This is a genomic window from Kribbella sp. NPDC020701 (assembly GCF_055562215.1).
In genome coordinates this window covers 96,061-114,028 of the sequence record NZ_JBVHFT010000013.1, presented here as the reverse complement: position 1 = coordinate 114,028, position 17,968 = coordinate 96,061, and the positions used below count along the sequence as shown (strand labels likewise).

The window sequence follows — 17,968 nt, the reverse complement described above, 5'->3', positions numbered from 1 at the left end:
GGGCAGAAGCCTGCCCTATCCGCGGTTCGCTTCAGTCAGCTGCAGCAGTGAGATAGATGTCCTCTTCGCGCTCGAGCTCCTCGACCCGCTGGAGTCCGGTGTCACGCCAGAGCACGTACAGCAGGCCGAGCACCGCCAGCGAGAGTACGGCGGCCAGCAGCGGCAGGTAGCCGACACCGACCATCTGGATGACCAGACCGCCGACCACTGCGGACAGTCCGGCGCCTAGATAGATCGCGGAAGCGTTGAGCGAGATCAGCAGACCGCCGCCGAGCTCCAGCAGCAGGTTCTGGATCGGCGGGTTGAAGGCCCAGGTGAACATGCCCCAGACGAACAGAGCCGCACCCGCACCGACCTCCGTGCTCGCTGTGATGTCCAGAGTGCTGACAACGGCGGTGATGCCGATCAACAGGACCAGTAGCGTGCGCAGACTGCCGAAGCGGTCCGTGGCGCGTCCTCCGACGAGATTCCCGAGCACTGCGCCCACGCCGTACAGGAGAAGCAGGAGGCCGGCGGCGTTGCCGGACAGTCCGGCCGTGTGCTTCAGCAGCGGCACGATGTAGATGTAAACGCTGAAGGCGCCGAGCACCGCGAGGACAGTCATCGCGAGAACGATCTGCACCCGTCGATCGGCCACACCGGCAAACCGCTCGCGCAGTCCGACCACTGGAGGCGCGTCCACCTTCGGGAGGGCGACGCGCTCGACAATGGCGACCAGTACGGCGATGACCGTGATGAGTGCGAAGACACCCTTGTAGCCCAGCGTCGGACCGAGCAGACTCCCGGCCGGTACGCCGATCACCAGAGCGAAGGTCAGTCCGCCGAAGACGATGGCGACGGCCCTGCCACGTTCCTCGGGTCGCATCAGTCCGGTGGCGAACAGAGTGGCCGCGGGGGTGTAGGCGGCGGCACCTAACGCAGCCACCACGCGACCGACGATCAGCACCGGGTAGTTGGTGGCGACCGCGGCGATGAGGTTGCCCAGCGCGGCCAGAACGAGTGCGGCGATCAGGAGGGTACGGCGCTCCCACCGGCCGGCCAGTGTGGACAGGATCGGCGCACCGATCGCGTACGACAGGGAGAACGCGGTGGCGAGTTGACCCGCGGCCGTCAGCGAGACATGGAGCTCGGAGCTGACGTCGGGCAGCACACCGGACACGACGTACGCGCTGGTGCCGACCGCGAACGCACCGGCGCCGAGCAGGTAGATCCGTGCGGACATCGGGGACCTTCCGGACGAGTTCGAGTAATTCGATGAAGATCGTACTACGAAGATCATCGAACTTCGACCGATATCGTATTATTGACCCATGACCAGCAAGGAACTCCCCCAGCCGGACCGCGACGAGATCGAGGTCGCGACGGTGCTCCAGGCTCTCGGTGAGCCGGTGCGGCTGCAGATCGTCCGCGCACTCGCCGACGCTCCCCAGGGCATCGCCTGCGGCGACATCGAGCTCCCGGTCACCGCATCCACCCGGGCCCACCACCTGCGCATCCTGCGCGAGGCCGGCATCCTGACCACCCACACCGAAGGCACCCGCCGGATCAGCAAACTCCGCCGGACCGACCTCGAGGACCTCTACCCCGGCCTCCTCCCCGGCATCCTGGCCGCCCGTCAGTAACGACGCGCACACGCCGGGTGAACCCGCCCTGGACGCGATGAGCTGTCCCAATGTGGATGGCAACCGCAAGGTGCCGGTCGGTTGATCGAGCGGTGGTTGTAGGGGTGCGACTGGCAAACTGTGGCAGTGGTCGAGCTTCGTAGGCGGTGGGACGAGCTGGTGCCCGGCTCGGCCTCGCTGGCAGACGAGCTGATCGCCAGGTACGTCGAGCGCACCCGGCGGGCCTACCGGGACCACTATCTGGAGATCGTGCTGACCGCACTCGACTCCCTCATCCAGCTCTCCACCGATCCGACCTCGGTCCGGCTGGCAGCGTGGTTCCACCGCGCAGTACACGAACCGGGCGGCACACCGGCCGAGGACGCTGAGGCCTCCGCCCGGCTGGCCGAGGAGCGTCTCCCGCAGTACGGCGTACCGCCGATCCGCATCGCCGAAGTGGCCCGCCTGATCCGCCTCACCGGCGACCTGGCGGCTCCCCCGCCGGATGCCTACGCACCACCGCGCCGCGACGCCAATGGCGACGTACTGCTCGACGCCGTCAACGCCATTCTCGCCGCCGACCCCAGCCGGTACGTCGTCCACACTGCCGAGGTACGGCGGGACACGGGCGACCGCAAGACCGCACTCGAGCACCGGTACGACGAGGTCCGTGAACTGCTCGACGGCCACCTCTACCGCACCCAACTGGCCCGGCAACGGCTCGGTCCGGTCGCCCGAGTCAACCTCGAGTCCGAGCTCGCCGGACTGGACAGCCAACTCCCCGCACCGTGGCGTGGCTGGCAGCAAGCCGCACTGACCGCCATAGCCACCTTCAGCGCGATCGCCTCCGCAGTAGTCGCGATCGCCGCGTCCGGCGCCTCCTGGCAGGTCCCGACCGCCCAGAACGAGGCCGGCTGGCCGCCCGTCGCGCTGGCTGCCGTCGCCTTCTTCAGCGCACCCCTGCTGTTCCGCTGCGCCCGCAGTGCCAGCCAGCGCTCACGACTCATCGCAGGAGCCGTAGTCGCGATCGCTGTCACCGGACTGCTCGTCGCCTGGGCACAGGCCCCCAGGACAAACCCAGCCGTCGGTGTGGGCCTTCGAGTGCCGCTACTGATCGCCGCTCTGCTACTCCTGCTCCTGGCCGGCGTGGCGGCACTGGTCGCCTCACTGCTGCGCACCAGAACGGCTCGCTTTCTCCCTGCCCGCAACCTCGGTCAGCAACTCGCGTGGCTCGCCGTACCGGCAGCGGTAGCGCTGATCCTGCTGCTGATCGTCCAGCCGCTGGCTCGCAACTACGTGCTGAGTTCCAACGAGCGAGTGGAAGGCACACCGAACGAGCCGGGCACGGCGTCTCCCTCAGTCCTCGACGGCTCGGTCGCCTGGGTCAGCAGGTCGCTGCACGGCGCGGGCGCCGAGGGCGCGATCGGCACGAGGTACGGCGTCGCCATCCCGCGGCAGAGTGGCGTGGTGGAGATGCTGGACGCCGCCACCGGGGAGCTGCGCTGGCGCTACAGCCGGTCCGATTCCGACGAGCTGCCGAATATCGTTGCCACCGGCAACGGCGACTACGTGCTGGCCGAGTTCGCCGACGTCGGCTACCTGCTGCTCGACGCGAAGACCGGCCACCGCAAGGCCGCCTGGCCGGGCCGGACCCGTGACCACCTCGTGCAACAGGCCGAACCGCTGCTGACCGCCGAGCCTTCGTCCGGCGGCTCCGGCAAGCTGCACGGCGTCGACCCGGACGGCCACGAGCGATGGACGTTCGAACCGGGCGACTGCACGGACATCGGCGCGGTCGCGACCGCCGAGACCGTGGTCGCGTTCCTCGACCACAGCTGCAACGACAGGCCCGACGAGATGACCGCGCTGGATCTGCGGTCCGGCAAGAAGCTCTGGAGCAAGGTCTCCGCCGACACCTACCGGCGACCGGTCGTGGTGGCCGGACTGGTGGTCGTGGCCGAGCCTGGCGGCGATTCCGACGTACCCGTCGCTCTGACGGCCATCGAGCCGCGGACCGGCGACATCCGCTGGCGCTGGCCGGTGCCCCGGAACTGGGCGTGCCGAACGCTGCTCAACGCGGCCGGCAAGTACCTGATCGTGGTGGACTGCCCGGGTCCCAGCAGCCAGGAGAACCGCCGGACCGTGGTCACGGCCGTCGACGCCAACACCGGTCTGACGGCGTGGCAGACGGCCGCACCGGTCAGCCCGCGCGTGAAGGTCACCGTCACCGCCGACGGCCGGGTGATCTCGCTCGGCCGCGGCGCAAGCGGCTGCGTCGCCAACGTCATCAGCCGCGTCGGCTTCCGTCAGGTCCCTCTGCCCACCGGCATCTCCTGCGGCCGCGAAGCCCGCGCCATCGGCAACCTCATCCTCACCTCAGGCCCGGACACAGTCATCGCCCTGCGCTGACTCACTCGGGTCAGGAGAGCTGGTGCTCGGCAGTGGCTAGGAGCTCGACGATGCGGGTGCCGAAGGCGACGTCGACTGGGTGCGACTCGCCTGACTCGGCTGCGGCTACCAGCTCCTCGGCGGCGAGTTGCAGCGCCTCGACCGCGGAGGTCTCGCTGGCCGGCAGGAGCGCCGTACCCGTCTCTCCCCAGACGCCGGTCTCGAAGTTGCTGCCGGCGGGCGGAGCGGACAGCGAGATGCTGGCGGTGCTGGTGGCTCCGGACTCGTGGGTGAGGACGAGGTGGACCAGGCTGTCGGCGCCGCCGACGGCGGCCAGCTCGGCGATCGGGCCGAGCATCGCGGTCAGGTTGGACAGGGCGTGCGGGCCGACGTCCCAGATGGCGCCACGCCGCTCGCGTCGCCAGGGTGAGTCGATGAGCGGCTTGCCTGGTTCGTCGAGTGCGGCGAGCATGCGGGTCCAGCCGCCTTTCCACCCGCCACGCGCCCGCAGCTCGGCGAAGAACGTCCGCAGCGGCGGCTGGAACCGGCCGGTGAAGAACACCACCGAGGCGATACCCTCGTCCGCGACCTCGTCGGCCAGTGCCCGGGCATCGTCGAGCGAGTCCGCGACCGGCTTGTCGAGCAGCAGGTGCTTGCCCACGGCCGCGGCCTCCAGCGCCATCGACGCCTGCACCTTCGGCGGTACGGCGAACGCGACCGCCTCGACCGACTCGAGTAACTCCGCGTAGTCGTCGTATGGCGTGACGCCCAGGTCACCCGCGATCGCCGCGGTCTTGTCCGGATGCCGGCCCCAGACGCCCACCAGCTCCACCCCGGAGGCTGCCGTCAGGCCCGGTCCGTGCGTCCGGTGCGCCCACGGACCGGTGCCGACCAAACCGAACCGCATCTCTTCTCCGTTCCGCCACAGATGTGATCTGCACCGCAATTTCAGTGCTGCGACTCGATGCCTGGTGCCCCCATCGAAGCGGCAAGGTGACGAGCCGATATCGCTTTGGCCACGACCCTATCCGGGAACGCCGGATCGGTCGGCGCAGGCTCCCGAGGGGTGCGAGACTCCCAGCCATGGACCTGCGCGACCAGTGGAATCGCCTGCTGCCGCACGCGCAGCCGTTGGGCGAGGATCTGCTGGCTCGTTACGCAGAGCAACATCGTCACTATCACGACCAGCGGCACCTGACCGAGGTACTGCGGACCGTCGACGAGCTGGCCGACGCCGCCGACGACCCGGACACGGTCCGGCTGGCAGCCTGGTTCCACGACGCGATCTACGACCCGCAGGCCGACCCCGGGGAGAACGAGGAGGTCTCGGCCCAGCTGGCCGAGCTCGAGCTGGCGGCGTACGGCGTCGAGGCCGAGCAGGTCGAGGAGGTCGGCCGGCTGGTCCGCCTGACCGCCAAGCACGACTGCGAGCCGGACGACCGCAACGGCGCCGTCCTGTGTGACGCCGACCTGCGCATCCTGAGCCTGGACCCGGAGCGGTACGACGAGTACTCCGCCGGCATCCGGCAGGAGTACGGGCACATCGCCGACCGGGAGTTCGCCCGCGGCCGGATGTCGTTCCTGCAGACCCTGGCCGAAACCCGGCTGTTCGCGACCACGCGAGGCCATGACGAATGGGAAGAGGCCGCCCGGGAGAACATCACCCGGGAGGTCGAGTCCTGGGGCCCTAAGGCGGCCCGGCCGATCGGCGGGCTGATCCCGATCGTCTACTTCGGTGCTGCCCTCGGCGCGGTCGTCGCCTCCTCCGTCCTGTTCGGCCGTGGCCTCGGTGCGGCCGCCAAGTGGCCCGCCGACCCGGACGAGGTCGCCGGCTTCCCGGTCTGGGCACCGATCGCCGGTACGGCGCTGTCGGCCGCATTGGCCTGCGCCTGGTTCCGGCGGGCCGAGCGGCAACTGGTCACCATCCCGGCACTGGTGTTCGGAGTGGTCGGCCTGATCGCCGTTGGCTTCTGCTGGTGGCGCTGGCCCGCCGCGCAGCCCGGTGCGGCCATGTCAGAGCGCTGGCCGTACCTGATGCTCGCGTCGGTCGCTCTGGTGCTGGCCGGTGCGCTCCTGGCGTTGGCGAGGCGGCTGCGCCTCGCACCGCCGTACGCGCAGGCTCCACCGCGATTGCTGGGTGTCGGCGCCACCGTGGTGTGCGGGGCGCTGCTGGCCTGGGTGGTGGTGTCGGCCGGTGAGCCGTTCGTGCAGGCCCGGCTGGAGACCGCCAACACGGTCAGTACGACGACCACCATCGAGCCCAACCAGCTCCCGGTGCAGCTCGACGGCACTCTGGCCTGGAGCCGCGAGGTGCCCGCTACAGGCGCCATCGCCGGTACGGCGGGCGGAGTGGCCGAACTGCGGTCGGACGGCGTGGTCATGTCCGATGCGACCACCGGCCAGATCCGGTGGCGGTACTCGCGGGCCGACGTCAAGGACGCCGCATCCAGTGGTTCCAAGGGCCTGCTGGTCTCCGCCGACGGCCGTACCGTCGCCGCACACCTCCCCAACGCCGACTACCGCGAACCCGCGGGCGTCGACCTGCCGACGTACGCCGTACTGGATGCGGTGACCGGGAAGGTGCTGACCGAGGTCCACACCGACGGGACCGCACTGGCGGTCGACCAGAACCAGCTGCTCGTCGCGGAGGACAACTACGTCGTGGCGCACGGCGTGAGCAGTCCGACGCATTGGCGCACCCAACTGCGCTGCAACGTGACGCAGGGCGAGCTGATGGGCGATCAGGCGGTCGTCGTCGACGCATGTGGTGGCAACGGTGCCGTCGTACGCGGTCTGGACCTCAAGACCGGCGATCAGCGCTGGGAGGTCGACCTAGGGAACGGGTTCGACCTGAGTGCCGAGCTGGACCCGACCACGTGGGTCGGCGATCTGGTCGCCGTACCCGACACCCGTGAGGTCTCCGGACTGATCTGGACCGGCGCTGCGGGTGGAACGCTCTACCAGTGGTCCATCGACGTCGCCGAGGGCCGTGTCATCTGGACGACCCCGGTGCCCGGCACACCGCGGCCGCGGCTCGGGTCCTCGTCGTGCGATGCACAGCTCGCCGCCACCCACGCCTCGCTCGTCCTGATCACCTGCCGGAACACCACCGACCCCGGACAGGTGCAGACGTACGACGTCTCCGCGCTGAGCCCCGCGGACGGCACACCGCAGTGGCACCACCTGCTGGAGGTGCCACCGAAGCTGCAGCAGCCGGAGTACCCGCGGGACGGGTTCAGCATGTTGCCGGACGGACGCGTGGTCACGCTGATGCCGCAGCGGAACGGTAGTTGCTCACCGGTGATGATCGGCACCACCGGCGTCCAGCCCCGCCCGATCCTGGCCGGCCCGACCGCGACGTCGGTCGCCCAGTCCGAAGAAGTCACCTGCGACAAGCCCGCCGTCGCAGTAGCCGGCGCCCGCCCCATCTTCTCGGACGGCAGCAGACTCTTCGCCCTCAACTGAGGTCTCTCTCCCCCTCCACTCCTCCTTCATTCCTTTCGTTCTTGTCGCGCGCGCAGCGCGGGAATTCTGTTGCTGCAGGCAGCGTTCATCTCTACCGTGATGCGCATGTTCCGCGTGGTTTTCGAGTTCGACCTGTCAGGCACCGGCCTGACGGGCGCTCCCACGTGGGCCGCGTCAGTCGATTCAGCCTTGTGCACCGGCGCGCGAATCCGACCCTCCTCCTGCTGAGCAGGACCCGCGGAGGAGGGTGGTCGCTCACCGGCCCCCTCCGTGCGGGTGACAGCCGCGGAGGGCTGCCCGGAGGGTCCTGGCTCACACGAATCTTCTGACACGTAAGGACTTTTCATGGCCAAGAGCCAGTTCGTGCGGACCAAGCCGCACCTCAACATCGGGACGATGGGTCACGTCGACCACGGCAAGACCACTCTCACGGCGGCGATCACCAAGGTGCTCGCCGAGCGCGACCCGAGCGTCAACCGCTTCGTCGCGTTCGACGGGATCGACCGGGCGCCGGAGGAGGTCCAGCGCGGGATCACCATCAACATCTCGCACGTGGAGTACGAGACCGCGACCCGGCACTACGCGCACGTCGACATGCCCGGGCACGCCGACTACGTCAAGAACATGATCACCGGCGCCGCCCAGGTGGACGCCGCGATCCTGGTCGTCTCCGCGCAGGACGGCGCCATGCCGCAGACGCGCGAGCACGTGCTGCTCGCGCGCCGGGTGGGCGTGCCGTACCTGGTGGTCGCGCTGAACAAGGCGGACGCCGTCGACGACCCCGAACTGCTCGACCTGGTCGAGCTGGAGGTCCGTGAACTCCTGTCGGAGTACGGCTTCCCGGGCGACGACGTACCGGTCGTGCGCGTCTCCGGCCTGAAGGCGCTGGAGGGCGATCCGCAGTGGACCGCCGCGATCGGCGAGCTGCTGGACGCGATCGACTCCTACGTGCCGGTACCAGACCGCGTGCTGGGCGAGCCGTTCTTGATGCCGATCGAGAACGTCCTCACCATCAGCGGCCGCGGCACGGTCGTCACCGGTGCGGTCGAGCGCGGTTCGCTGAAGCTCGGCGACACCGTCGAGGTGGTCGGGCTCGGTCCGACGGTCACCAGTACGGCGATCGGGATGGAGACGTTCGGCAAGACGCTGGAGTCCGCGGAGGCGGGCGACAACGCGGCGGTGCTGCTGCGTGGCGTGAAGCGCGACGAGGTCCGTCGGGGCCAAGTGGTGGCGTTGCCGGGCAGTGTGCGGCCGCACCGGAAGTTCCGGGCGACCATGCACGCACTGTCCACGGCCGAGGGTGGTCGGCACACGCCCTTCGCCGCGGACTACCGCCCGCAGTTCTATTTCCGTACGACGGATGTCTCCGGCGGCATCCACCTGGGTGAGATCACCCTGGTGATGCCGGGCGACACCATCGAGCTCGGAGTAGAACTCGAGAAGCCCGTAGCCATGAACGTCGGCCTCGGCTTCGCGGTCCGTGAAGGCGGCCACACCGTAGCCGCCGGCACAGTCACCGAGCTCCTCGACTGACACAACGGCCCTCAACCTCACTCGGTTGGGGGCCGTTGTCCTTTCCGGTGACGTAAACCAGAGGCAGTCAGTCTCCGAACAATTTCCCGGCTGGACACCGGTACGGCGCCGGCGGCGATCAGGTCGTCGTAGCGGTCGCTGGGGACGTCGTAGTGGTCGCGGTCGAAGCCCCGGGCCGGGATGCCGGCAGCTTTGGCGAAGGTGTGCAGCTCTTCGTACGACTCGTCGCTGACCAAGTGGGACCAGACTCTGTCCCACGCCGGCCAGGCCGGTGGGTCGATAAGGATCATTCGCGCGCGTCCTGGGCGTCGAGCAGGTTCCGCCAGGCGCGGACGAAGCGCGAGTTCACATAGGCCTTGGTCCACGAGCCGTCCTGGCGGACCGACGAGCCGACGTGGAATCGCCGTACGCCGCTCTGGTACAGCCACGGCACGTGCTCCGGCTGCAGTCCACCGCCGGCCATCATCACGCTCGCGACCGCGGAGTCCTCCTTGGCCAGCCTGCACAGATCGTCCAGTCCGTGCCCGACTCCGATCGACGACCCAGCAGTCAGCACACAGTCGAGCCCGGGCAACGACCGCAACGCACGCCAGGCCGACGCCTGCTCCAGTACGGCGTCGATCGCGCGGTGGAACGTCCACGGCGTACCGGCGAACGTGCTGACCAGAGCACCCGCCGACTCCGCATCCACCACGTTATCGGGAGTCAGGAACCCCAGCACGAAGCCATCCGCGCCGGCGGACAGATAGGACTGCGCCATGGCGGTCAGCCGGTTCAGCTCGGCGCCGTTGATCGTGAAGGAGTCCGTCAGGCGCAGCATCACCCGCAACGGCAGATCGGTCGACCGCCGGATCGCACTGACCGTCGACACCGACGGCGACAACCCGTCCGCCTCCATCGACGCGCACAGCTCCAGCCGGTCCGCCCCACCCTCTTGCGCCGCCTCCGCATCCGCCGGATGCAGCGCAATGACCTCCAGCAACGACCCCATGCGTGCCATCATCTCGCACCCGCGGTCAGACCTCGCGGAAATAGGTGTTGCACTCCCTCAGAGTCTTCTGTATCGTTTTTCTAGAACGATTTAGAAGAACGATACAGAAGACTGCCACAGAGCGGTCCCCGGACGAGGAGGTGGAGTGATGGCAGGAGTCACGCTGAAGACCGTAGCGAAGGCCGTGGGTGTGTCGCCGTCGACCGTCTCCAACGCGTACAACAAGCCCGACCAGCTGTCCGCCGCCTTGCGCGAGCGCATCCTGAGCACCGCCCACGAGCTCGGGTACGCCGGACCGGACGCATCCGCCCGTGCGTTGCGCAGCGGCAAGGCCGGTTCGGTCGGGGTGCTCTTCACCGACAAGCTGGCCTACGCCTTCTCGGACCCGTACGCGGTCGGCTTCCTGGCCGGCCTGGCCGAGGTCGCCGAGGAGTTCGCCACCAGCCTGCTGCTGATGCCACTCAGCTCGACCGACATCACCGGCGGCAGCAACGCCGTCCAGCAGGCCGCCATCGACGCCGCCGCGATCTTCTGCGTCCCAGGTGGTCACCCCGCGCTCGACATCCTCGCCAACCGCGGCATCCCGGCGGTCTCCACCGACCGCGGCGACCACCCGGACCTGTCCTGGGTCGCCATCGACGAGGTGGAAGCGGCCGCCCAGCTGGGCGAGCACCTGGCCCGGCTCGGTCACCGCGAGATCGTCGTACTGGTCGACAACGCCCAGGCGGCCGGCGGCCGGCCGGTGGAGCTGACGCTCGACGAGGTCGGGTACACCGACTGTGAGCTGCGGATTCGCGGCCTGCAGAAGGCTATGCCGGATGCCCGGCTGCGGATCGTCTCCGGCGGTCACAACGCCTTCAGCTCCGGGCTCGCCGGCGCGGAGTGGGTGCTCGACTCGCAGGACCGTCCGAGCGCGATCGTCGGACTGAGCGATGTCCAGGCGCTCGGCGTGATGGAGGCGATGAAGGTCCGCGGACTGGTCCCGGGACGGGACCTGACCGTGGCCGGCTTCGACGACATCCCGGCGGCCGGACCGGCCGGATTGACCACGGTCCACCAGCCGATCAAGGACAAGGGCCGCGCGGTCGGCCGGATCCTGCTGGACCCGGCCAGCACCGAGCGTCAGCTCCTGATGCCCACCGAGTTGGTCGTCCGCTCGAGTAGCGGACCCGCACCGAAACTCTGACAACCACACAGCACACCCAGGACCCAATCGGGTTCCCGGGCTGATACCGCACGACATCCGACGGCCGACCGGTCGCCGGCCGAACCACCATGCTCTCAGAAGGGAGCAGCATCATGACGTACTTCATCGCCGGCAACACAGCAGTCGAGAACGCTCGCGCCCTGTCGCAGTCGGCGCTCCCGAACGCTCCCCAGCAGCCGTACGACGAGCCGGCCCCGCGCCGCGCCATCACGGTCCGCACCCGGCTCAGCGCCGTACTCCGCACCGCCGCCCAGCGCGAACTCCGCCTGGCCGACCGCATCGACCCCACCTGCCCCACCACCACCTAACCCCGGTGGCACAACCCTCCAGCTCGGTGGTTAACCCCCGAGTTGGAGGGTTGCCCACTGAGAATCTGACCGGGCAACCCTCCAGGTGAGGGCGCAAGCACTGTGATGGGTGTTGGGAAACCCCACGTCTTACGCGAGGCGTGGGGTTTTGTCGGTCGGGTCTGGCACTCTGAAGGGCGATGAGTGAGCCAGGTGTGTTGCTGACCGCCCGGGCCATGGTTTTGCATGACCTGGCCGCGCGGGGATTCGACGATGCCGTGATGGTGTCGCTGCTCGAGGACGCGGTCGCCGGACGGCAGTGGTGGCTGGATCAGTGGCCGGACGGCGCGGAACACATCGCCGGACTGGTCGCCCAGGATGTCCAGGACCGCCTGGTCGACTCCGGTGTTCGCTGGCCGCGGTGTACCGCCTGCGACGACCTGCACGACCACGAGCTCCGCATCGAGCCGGAGCTGGGCCCCGACCCGCACTGGGTCTGCGAGCGCGCCGGCATCGACGTCGCGCCCCTCGGCCACCTCACCTGACACCACCCGAACCTCCACCGGAGCGCACCGACGCCGCCCCGCACGCCGCGCCGGACCGCACCGACCCTGGTTCTGCGCGTCCGGGGGATACCTGATTGATCTACATGTAGCCAGGCTACTATTGTCTGTCTACATGAAGCCCCTCACCGCCCTCAGAGTGGTCGCCGGCGTGCATGCCGTCGCGATCTGCCTGCAGCCGATCCTCGCGGGCGTGTACCTGAACGGCTCCGGCCCGGCGATGCGCCTGCACGAGCCGATCGGCCTGGCGCTCACCTTCACCGCCCTCATCCAGTTGCTCATAGCAACGATCTGGTGGCGGTCCGGCGGCCGGCTGTTCGCCCCGGCGGTGACACTGCTCATCACGCTCGGCGAGGCTCTCCAGGTCGCAATGGGGTACTCGCGCCAACTCGCCATCCACATCCCGCTAGGCATCGCCCTGGTGGCAGCCGCGGTCGCCTTCGCGTTCTGGACAGCGCGCCAACCGACGAGGGTGCAGGTGACGGTATGACGACCACCATCGAGCCGATCAAGACTCAGGTACGCCGGCCACGCGCGAGCCTCTGGGGACTCCGGATCACCCTCCTGCTGCACGCCGTACTCGTCGGAGCGCAACCGATCCTGGCCGGCTACTTCCTGTCCGGCAACGTCGACGCGATGAACATCCACGGCCCGATCGGGTCGACGGTCTGGATGGTCGCGATGATCCAGTTCGTCGCCGCGGCGATCTACTGGCTGGGCGGCGGCGGTCGGGTCTGGCCGACCCTCCTCACCGCGGTGCTGTTCGTCGCCGAATTCGTCCAGCTCACCTTCGGCTACCTGCAGAACTTCGCCGTCCACGTCCCACTCGGTACGGCGATCGTCATCACCGTCATCTGGATGACCGTCTGGTCGTTCCGTCCCACCGCACGCCTGAGCCGCCGGGAGGCCAAGCGATGACCCTGTCCCGCCGCGGATTCCTAGCCGTTGGTGCTGCTCTGACCCTGACCAGTTGCGGAAGTGAGGCCAAGCCCGCCCAAGCCGGTGAACTCCTCCGCAGCAAGGCGCCATTGCCCGAGCCGTTCAAGGTGCCGCTGCCCATACCACCGCTGAAGAAGCCCGTCCGCACTGATGCCGCCGCCGACTACTACCGCGTCGTGCAGCGCAAGGCCAGGCTGGAGATCCTCCCCGGCCTCAAGACCGAGGTGATGGGGTACGACGGCCTCCTGCCAGGACCCACGTTCGACGTACGAAGTGGGCGGACCACTGTGATCGAGCAGGTCAACGAGCTCGACTCGTCGACCGTCGTACACCTGCATGGCGGTCACACGCCGGCCACGAGCGACGGCTGGCCGCTGGACCTCCTGATGCCACCGGGCGAGAGCCACGCCGGTCACCACGCCATGCGTGGAGGTGACGTGAAGACGGGCACTCGCATGTACGCGTACCCGAACACGCAGCGGGCCGCCATGCTCTGGTACCACGACCACACGATGGACTACACCGCTCCACAGGTCTATCGCGGCCTGTTCGGCGTACACATCATCCGGGACGACGAGGAAGATCGATTGCCTTTGCCTGCAGGCGATCGGGAGATCCCGCTCGTGATCGCGGACCGCGCATTCGACGACAACGGCGGGTTCCTGTACCCGGTGGCCAAGGACGGCATCGGCGTCGAGCCGCAGTACATGGAAGGCGTCATCGGTGATGTCACGCTGGTGAACGGCGCACCGTGGGCGGTGCACGAGGTGGACGCGGTCCGCTATCGGCTGCGGATCCTGAACGCGAGCAACGCCCGCCGCTACGAGCTCGCGTTCGACAAAGGGACGGCGAAGTTCGTCCAGATCGGCAGCGATGGTGGACTGCTGGACGCACCGGCCGAGCACAAGACCTTGGTGATCGCCCCGGCCGAGCGCTTCGACGTGATCGTGGACTTCTCGCCGTACCAGCCTGGCGATGAGGTCACGCTGGTCAACAAGCTGGACAACAACGCCAACGTCCTGCGTTTCAAGGTCGCCCGCAAGGCCGTCGACGAGAGCAGCATCCCGGCCAAACTCTCGTCGTACGCCGTACTCCCGAAGCCCGCCGGTGTCGTCCGGAGGAAGTGGCGGTTCAGCCGGGGAGACGCGGGCGAGCACAAAGGGTGGACGATCAACGGAAAACCGTTCGACCCCGCGGTGATGCAGGCGCAGGTGAAGCTGGATCAGGACGAGATCTGGTCGTTCGTCACCGACGTCCACCACCCGGTGCACGTCCATCTCGCGCCCTTCCAGGTGCTCAGCCGCGGCGGTGGCAAGCCCGGCGGGTTCGACGCCGGCTGGAAGGACACCGTCGACGTCCGGCCGGCCGAGGTCGTCGACGTTCTGATCAGATTCACCGCCCACAAGGGCAAATACCTCATCCACTGCCACAACCTCGAACACGAAGACATGGCGATGATGGCCGGCTTCGAAACGATCTAGCGGACGCCTTGGACCAGGGCTTCGGCGGCCTTGGCGCGCAGCGCGGCGCGGTCGACGCCGGCCACCTCGAGGGCGCGGGCGACGCGGCCGCGCTCGGTGTCGAGGAGGCCGACCAGGATGCGGGTCGGGCCGATCCGGCCGGCGCCGATCTTCGGTGGCGCGTCCATCGCGCGCTTGAGCAGCAGCTTGGTCGACTCACCGATGTGCGGGTCGCGGTGCTCATCAGCTGTTGCCATCGGCAACAAGCCGATCTTGATCGCGATCCCGGCGACGGCCAGGCTGTGCTCCCACTCGCGGGTCAGCGCGGCCCGGATCGCCTCCTCGGTCAGCCCCGCCTCGGCCAGCATCCGCGCCTCGGACGTCGTCTCCGTGGCGGCCAGCGCAAGCAGCACATGCTCGGCCTCGATCGTCCGGGATCCGTCCCGGCGGGCCTCCTCGCGCGCGCCGCGGACCAGCAGCGCGCGAATGTCCTTCGCAGATTTGGACAGCTCATCGCGTCCGGGCGCATCCGACGGCATCAACGCCTCCTCAGGGCGACGCCGGCGGCGAGCAGCCGCCGGGCGTGTTTCTTGTGTACGGCCTGCCGGGTGACCCCCAGCACCTCGGCCACGTCGGACCAGCTCCAGCCGGCCCGCATCGCCTGCTCCACCTGGCTGTCCTCCAGCCGGTCGGCCAGCCGGCGCAACGCGACCACCGCGGCCAGGCCCGCCGCGGGGTCCTCGGGATCCACCAACTCGGTCATCTAAGCAACTTAGGTTGACAACGCTCGAATGTCAACCAAGGTTGCTTAAACAGACCCCTTGACACCAGGCAGACCGCCTTCCTATATTCAACGTATCGGTTGATCAAGGGAATGGTTGATAAAGATGACGGTTGACGACGACCAGCTCGATCGGGCCTTCACCGCACTGGGTGACCCGGTCCGGCGGGCGATGATCGCGCGACTGTCCCGCGGGCCGGCCACCGTGAACGAGCTGGCCGAACCGTTCCCGATCACCAAGCAGGCGGTGTCGCGGCACATCCAGGTGCTCGAGGCCGCCGGGCTGATCACCCGGACCCGGGACGGGCAACGCCGCCCCTGCCACCTGGTGCCGGCCGCCCTGGAAGCGCTGACGAGCTGGATCGACGAGTACCGGCTCGAGACCGAACGCCGCTTCCGCCGAATGGAAGCACTACTGCAGAGGGAGAAAGAACGATGAGTGGCACAACCATCAACACCCCCGCCGGCACCCCGTTCGTCGAGGTGATCCGCGAGTTCGACGCCACCCCGGCGCAGCTGTTCCGGATCGTCACCGACAAGGACCTGGTCGTGCAGTGGCTCGGCCCGCGCGACCTCGACGCGACGGTCGAGAAGTACGACGTACGCCCGGGCGGGACGTACCGCTACATCCACAAGGACGACTCCGGTGAGTACGCCTTCCGTGGTGTCTTCCACACCGTGGAGCAGGACAAGGTGATCATCCAGACCTTCGAGTGGGAGGGCGCGCCGGGCGAGGTCTGCCTGGAGAAGATGACGCTCGAGCCGACCGAGAAGGGCGTCCGCCTGCACCAGCAGTCGGTGTTCCCCTCGGTCGAGAGCCGCGACCAGTCGATCGAGTACGGCATGGCGAACGGCATCAACGACTCGATGGACCGCCTGGCCGAGCTGCTCGCGAAGGAGAGCTGACATGAGCCAGGTCGTCATCGACATCTCGGTGTCGCTGGACGGCTACGTCACCGGGCCCAACGTCGGTCTCGACAACGGGCTCGGTGACGGTGGCGAGGCCTTGCACGACTGGGTCTTCCACGGCACCGACGCGGACCAGGCCATCCTGGACTCGGCCTTCGAGGCGACCGGTGCGGTCATCCAGGGCCGGAACCTGTTCGACATCATCGACGGTCCCGGCGGCTGGAACGAGGAGATGGGGTACGGCGCCAAGCCGACCGGCGAGGTGAATCCGCCGGTCTTCGTGGTCACCCACTCCGCACCCGAGAAGACCCGGCTGGGCGATCGATTCCGGTTCGTCCGCACCGTCGAGGACGCCGTCGAGCAGGCTCGTGCGGCTGCCGGCAACAAGGACGTTTACGTGATGGGCGGCGGTCAGGTCTGTCACGAGGTGCTCGCGGCCGGGCTGGCCGACGTACTGCGGTTGCACGTGGCAACCGTCGTACTGGGCGACGGGACGCGCCTGTTCCCGGCCACCGCCGCACCTGCTGTCGGGCTGGAGCTGGTCGAGTCCGTCTCGACGCCGGCCGCGCAGCACCTCACCTATCGGGTCGTGAAGGAGAAGTAGCCATGGGCAACGTCATCGCCGCGGCGGTCGTCTCGCTCGACGGGTTGGTGGCCGACACCGAGGACGGGGTCGGCCCGCTGTTCGACTGGTACAACAACGGACCGATCGAGATCTACGGAACCGACCAGGACCGGCCGTTCCACGTGAGCCAGGCCAGCGCGGACTACATCAACTCGACCTGGCCGAACGTCCGCTCGTGCGTGATCGGCCGGCGCCTGTTCGACATCACCAACGGCTGGAACGGCGTACCCGCGGTCGGCGACCACGTCTTCGTGGTCACCCACGAGCCGCCGGCCGACTGGCCGTTCCCCGACGCGCCGTTCACGTTCGTGAACGGGATCGAGGAAGCGGTCGCCCAGGCCAAGGAGTACGCCGGCGACCACGACGTCTCGGTCACGGGCGGCAACCTGACCGGCCAGGCACTGGCCGCCGGTCTGGTCGACGAGATCGCGTACAACCTGGTCCCGGTGGTATTCGGCACCGGAGTCCGCTTCTTCGGTGACTACGTCGGCGACCAGATCCTGCTGGACGACCCGAAGATCGTCGTAGGTGACCGCGTCACACACCTGCACTACCGCGTGAGCAAAGGATGATCCGCGATCACGGTCCGGGACCCGGGCTCAACTTCGGTGAAGCCCGCGTCCTGGACCACGGGTAGGCCGCGGGCCAGCAAGGCCTTCCACCGGGCCGGACTTGCCGTACGGACCGCCAGCGCGAAGTCCGCCGCAGCCCATTCCTTGCGCGCCTCGGCCGACAACTCCCACCAGGCGAGCTGCGCCGCGTGACCACACTGCGCCATCGCCTTCCCGCTCGACATCTCCAGCCCTGGGTTCAACCACAGCACTGGTACGCCGGGCTCCAGCGCCGGAAGCTCCTCGGGATCCTCGAAGTCGGTGCCACTCACCTGCAGATTGGCGATCTCCGCGGGGACGGCATCCACCGGTGTCGGCGGAAACACGCGTACCTCCGCGGTCACCCCGGTCATCGTGATTCCCGGCACCCCTTCAGCACGGCGCCACTCGATGCCGCGGGCGCGTTTCACGATCTTCCGGATCCGGTCGTCCTGCCAAGCGTGCATCGCCTCGGCCCACTCCCCCACATCCGCCGACCGCTCGTCCGCCAGGATCGCCAGCACCGCCCGCGCCGCCGTCTCCAACGCATCCGTCTGCGCGGGCCGCGCGTTCTTCTCGACTCGCACGACGAGGGTGAGCACCTGTTCCACGCTGCGAGTCTGCCAGGG

Annotated in this window: 21 protein-coding genes; 14 read left to right on the top strand and 7 right to left on the bottom strand. The window is 68.6% G+C overall.

The genetic code is table 11. The features are described 5' to 3' along the window. Positions 1 to 31: 31 nt before the first annotated feature. Positions 32 to 1,222, bottom strand: coding sequence for an MFS transporter (locus ACZ3HV_RS28820; protein WP_465688549.1), 1,191 nt, complete (start codon positions 1,220 to 1,222; stop codon positions 32 to 34). Positions 1,223 to 1,310: 88 nt separating this feature from the next. Between ACZ3HV_RS28820 and ACZ3HV_RS28815 the strand changes: the two genes are divergently transcribed. Further along, positions 1,311 to 1,622 carry an ArsR/SmtB family transcription factor gene (locus tag ACZ3HV_RS28815; protein WP_465688547.1) on the top strand — a complete coding sequence of 104 codons (312 nt, stop codon included), beginning with the start codon at positions 1,311 to 1,313 and terminating at the stop codon, positions 1,620 to 1,622. Between the two features lie 126 nt (positions 1,623 to 1,748). Next, positions 1,749 to 4,010, top strand: a complete 2,262-nt coding sequence (locus ACZ3HV_RS28810; protein WP_465688545.1) for an outer membrane protein assembly factor BamB family protein — start codon at positions 1,749 to 1,751, stop codon at positions 4,008 to 4,010. A 10-nt stretch (positions 4,011 to 4,020) separates the two neighbouring features. Here the strand turns inward: ACZ3HV_RS28810 and ACZ3HV_RS28805 are convergent, their stop codons facing one another. Continuing rightward, complete coding sequence (locus tag ACZ3HV_RS28805; RefSeq protein WP_465688543.1) at positions 4,021 to 4,896, bottom strand: Gfo/Idh/MocA family protein; 876 nt, start codon at positions 4,894 to 4,896, stop codon at positions 4,021 to 4,023. Between the two features lie 176 nt (positions 4,897 to 5,072). Here ACZ3HV_RS28805 and ACZ3HV_RS28800 point away from each other — a divergent pair, with 176 nt between their 5' ends. Both ACZ3HV_RS28800 and tuf read left to right on the top strand, forming a co-directional pair. Next, positions 5,073 to 7,454: an outer membrane protein assembly factor BamB family protein gene (locus tag ACZ3HV_RS28800; RefSeq protein ID WP_465688541.1), complete on the top strand. Its 2,382-nt coding sequence runs from the start codon at positions 5,073 to 5,075 to the stop codon at positions 7,452 to 7,454. A 345-nt stretch (positions 7,455 to 7,799) separates the two neighbouring features. Continuing rightward, the gene (tuf, locus tag ACZ3HV_RS28795; RefSeq protein ID WP_465688539.1) at positions 7,800 to 8,987 is read left to right on the top strand and encodes an elongation factor Tu; all 1,188 of its coding nucleotides are present in this window, start codon (positions 7,800 to 7,802) and stop codon (positions 8,985 to 8,987) included. A 17-nt stretch (positions 8,988 to 9,004) separates the two neighbouring features. On the opposite strand, the gene ACZ3HV_RS28790 is transcribed toward tuf, so the two are convergent. Together ACZ3HV_RS28790 and ACZ3HV_RS28785 are read right to left on the bottom strand one after the other, a co-directional pair. Next, positions 9,005 to 9,277, bottom strand: coding sequence for a DUF4031 domain-containing protein (locus tag ACZ3HV_RS28790; protein WP_360374594.1), 273 nt, complete (start codon positions 9,275 to 9,277; stop codon positions 9,005 to 9,007). Beyond that, a complete protein-coding gene (locus ACZ3HV_RS28785) occupies positions 9,274 to 9,978 on the bottom strand; it encodes a copper homeostasis protein CutC (RefSeq protein ID WP_465688537.1) in 705 nt (234 codons plus the stop codon). Before ACZ3HV_RS28785 ends, ACZ3HV_RS28790 begins: the two co-directional genes overlap by 4 nt. Before the next feature lie 148 nt (positions 9,979 to 10,126). On the opposite strand from ACZ3HV_RS28785, the gene ACZ3HV_RS28780 reads away from it, so the two are divergent. The 6 genes from ACZ3HV_RS28780 (at position 10,127) to ACZ3HV_RS28755 (ending at position 14,455) form a co-directional block, all read left to right on the top strand. Then, positions 10,127 to 11,164, top strand: coding sequence for a LacI family DNA-binding transcriptional regulator (locus ACZ3HV_RS28780; protein ID WP_360374598.1), 1,038 nt, complete (start codon positions 10,127 to 10,129; stop codon positions 11,162 to 11,164). Positions 11,165 to 11,277: 113 nt separating this feature from the next. Further along, the gene (locus tag ACZ3HV_RS28775) at positions 11,278 to 11,493 is read left to right on the top strand and encodes a hypothetical protein (RefSeq protein ID WP_465688534.1); all 216 of its coding nucleotides are present in this window, start codon (positions 11,278 to 11,280) and stop codon (positions 11,491 to 11,493) included. A gap of 179 nt (positions 11,494 to 11,672) precedes the next feature. Then, positions 11,673 to 12,017, top strand: coding sequence for a hypothetical protein (locus ACZ3HV_RS28770; RefSeq protein ID WP_360374602.1), 345 nt, complete (start codon positions 11,673 to 11,675; stop codon positions 12,015 to 12,017). 133 nt (positions 12,018 to 12,150) lie between these two features. Further along, the gene (locus ACZ3HV_RS28765) at positions 12,151 to 12,525 is read left to right on the top strand and encodes a hypothetical protein (RefSeq protein ID WP_465688532.1); all 375 of its coding nucleotides are present in this window, start codon (positions 12,151 to 12,153) and stop codon (positions 12,523 to 12,525) included. After that, the gene (locus ACZ3HV_RS28760) at positions 12,522 to 12,953 is read left to right on the top strand and encodes a hypothetical protein (protein WP_465688530.1); all 432 of its coding nucleotides are present in this window, start codon (positions 12,522 to 12,524) and stop codon (positions 12,951 to 12,953) included. The genes ACZ3HV_RS28765 and ACZ3HV_RS28760 overlap by 4 nt, the downstream gene beginning before the upstream one ends. Then, positions 12,950 to 14,455 (top strand): multicopper oxidase family protein, encoded by a 1,506-nt coding sequence (locus tag ACZ3HV_RS28755; RefSeq protein WP_465688528.1) that lies wholly within the window; start codon positions 12,950 to 12,952, stop codon positions 14,453 to 14,455. Before ACZ3HV_RS28760 ends, ACZ3HV_RS28755 begins: the two co-directional genes overlap by 4 nt. On the opposite strand, the gene ACZ3HV_RS28750 is transcribed toward ACZ3HV_RS28755, so the two are convergent. Continuing rightward, positions 14,452 to 14,973 (bottom strand): Clp protease N-terminal domain-containing protein, encoded by a 522-nt coding sequence (locus ACZ3HV_RS28750; protein WP_465688526.1) that lies wholly within the window; start codon positions 14,971 to 14,973, stop codon positions 14,452 to 14,454. The genes ACZ3HV_RS28755 and ACZ3HV_RS28750 overlap by 4 nt on opposite strands. After that, positions 14,973 to 15,197: a hypothetical protein gene (locus ACZ3HV_RS28745; protein ID WP_465688524.1), complete on the bottom strand. Its 225-nt coding sequence runs from the start codon at positions 15,195 to 15,197 to the stop codon at positions 14,973 to 14,975. Before ACZ3HV_RS28745 ends, ACZ3HV_RS28750 begins: the two co-directional genes overlap by 1 nt. Before the next feature lie 124 nt (positions 15,198 to 15,321). On the opposite strand from ACZ3HV_RS28745, the gene ACZ3HV_RS28740 reads away from it, so the two are divergent. The 4 genes from ACZ3HV_RS28740 to ACZ3HV_RS28725 are packed head-to-tail and all read left to right on the top strand — an operon-like array spanning position 15,322 to position 17,321. Then, positions 15,322 to 15,654, top strand: coding sequence for an ArsR/SmtB family transcription factor (locus ACZ3HV_RS28740; protein WP_465688522.1), 333 nt, complete (start codon positions 15,322 to 15,324; stop codon positions 15,652 to 15,654). Then, on the top strand, positions 15,651 to 16,121 hold the full coding sequence (locus ACZ3HV_RS28735; protein ID WP_360374616.1) for an SRPBCC domain-containing protein: 471 nt from the start codon (positions 15,651 to 15,653) through the stop codon (positions 16,119 to 16,121). The genes ACZ3HV_RS28740 and ACZ3HV_RS28735 overlap by 4 nt, the downstream gene beginning before the upstream one ends. A gap of 1 nt (position 16,122) precedes the next feature. Next, positions 16,123 to 16,728: a dihydrofolate reductase family protein gene (locus ACZ3HV_RS28730; protein WP_465688520.1), complete on the top strand. Its 606-nt coding sequence runs from the start codon at positions 16,123 to 16,125 to the stop codon at positions 16,726 to 16,728. Between the two features lie 2 nt (positions 16,729 to 16,730). After that, positions 16,731 to 17,321: a dihydrofolate reductase family protein gene (locus tag ACZ3HV_RS28725; RefSeq protein WP_465688518.1), complete on the top strand. Its 591-nt coding sequence runs from the start codon at positions 16,731 to 16,733 to the stop codon at positions 17,319 to 17,321. Here the strand turns inward: ACZ3HV_RS28725 and ACZ3HV_RS28720 are convergent. Next, positions 17,300 to 17,950, bottom strand: coding sequence for a peptidyl-tRNA hydrolase (locus ACZ3HV_RS28720; protein WP_465688516.1), 651 nt, complete (start codon positions 17,948 to 17,950; stop codon positions 17,300 to 17,302). The two genes, ACZ3HV_RS28725 and ACZ3HV_RS28720, sit on opposite strands and share 22 nt — an antisense overlap. Positions 17,951 to 17,968 lie beyond the last annotated feature (18 nt).

Excerpts from the sequence above, each read along its gene's own strand:
- ACZ3HV_RS28820 (WP_465688549.1), bottom strand. The coding sequence starts at position 1,222 with ATGTCCGCACGGATCTACCTGCTCGGCGCCGGTGCGTTCGCGGTCGGC.
- ACZ3HV_RS28815 (WP_465688547.1), top strand. The coding sequence starts at position 1,311 with ATGACCAGCAAGGAACTCCCCCAGCCGGACCGCGACGAGATCGAGGTC.
- ACZ3HV_RS28805 (WP_465688543.1), bottom strand. The coding sequence starts at position 4,896 with ATGCGGTTCGGTTTGGTCGGCACCGGTCCGTGGGCGCACCGGACGCAC.
- ACZ3HV_RS28800 (WP_465688541.1), top strand. The coding sequence starts at position 5,073 with ATGGACCTGCGCGACCAGTGGAATCGCCTGCTGCCGCACGCGCAGCCG.
- tuf (WP_465688539.1), top strand. The coding sequence starts at position 7,800 with ATGGCCAAGAGCCAGTTCGTGCGGACCAAGCCGCACCTCAACATCGGG.
- ACZ3HV_RS28790 (WP_360374594.1), bottom strand. The coding sequence starts at position 9,277 with ATGATCCTTATCGACCCACCGGCCTGGCCGGCGTGGGACAGAGTCTGG.
- ACZ3HV_RS28785 (WP_465688537.1), bottom strand. The coding sequence starts at position 9,978 with ATGGGGTCGTTGCTGGAGGTCATTGCGCTGCATCCGGCGGATGCGGAG.
- ACZ3HV_RS28780 (WP_360374598.1), top strand. The coding sequence starts at position 10,127 with ATGGCAGGAGTCACGCTGAAGACCGTAGCGAAGGCCGTGGGTGTGTCG.
- ACZ3HV_RS28775 (WP_465688534.1), top strand. The coding sequence starts at position 11,278 with ATGACGTACTTCATCGCCGGCAACACAGCAGTCGAGAACGCTCGCGCC.
- ACZ3HV_RS28770 (WP_360374602.1), top strand. The coding sequence starts at position 11,673 with ATGAGTGAGCCAGGTGTGTTGCTGACCGCCCGGGCCATGGTTTTGCAT.
- ACZ3HV_RS28765 (WP_465688532.1), top strand. The coding sequence starts at position 12,151 with ATGAAGCCCCTCACCGCCCTCAGAGTGGTCGCCGGCGTGCATGCCGTC.
- ACZ3HV_RS28760 (WP_465688530.1), top strand. The coding sequence starts at position 12,522 with ATGACGACCACCATCGAGCCGATCAAGACTCAGGTACGCCGGCCACGC.
- ACZ3HV_RS28755 (WP_465688528.1), top strand. The coding sequence starts at position 12,950 with ATGACCCTGTCCCGCCGCGGATTCCTAGCCGTTGGTGCTGCTCTGACC.
- ACZ3HV_RS28750 (WP_465688526.1), bottom strand. The coding sequence starts at position 14,973 with ATGCCGTCGGATGCGCCCGGACGCGATGAGCTGTCCAAATCTGCGAAG.
- ACZ3HV_RS28745 (WP_465688524.1), bottom strand. The coding sequence starts at position 15,197 with ATGACCGAGTTGGTGGATCCCGAGGACCCCGCGGCGGGCCTGGCCGCG.
- ACZ3HV_RS28740 (WP_465688522.1), top strand. The coding sequence starts at position 15,322 with ATGACGGTTGACGACGACCAGCTCGATCGGGCCTTCACCGCACTGGGT.
- ACZ3HV_RS28735 (WP_360374616.1), top strand. The coding sequence starts at position 15,651 with ATGAGTGGCACAACCATCAACACCCCCGCCGGCACCCCGTTCGTCGAG.
- ACZ3HV_RS28730 (WP_465688520.1), top strand. The coding sequence starts at position 16,123 with ATGAGCCAGGTCGTCATCGACATCTCGGTGTCGCTGGACGGCTACGTC.
- ACZ3HV_RS28725 (WP_465688518.1), top strand. The coding sequence starts at position 16,731 with ATGGGCAACGTCATCGCCGCGGCGGTCGTCTCGCTCGACGGGTTGGTG.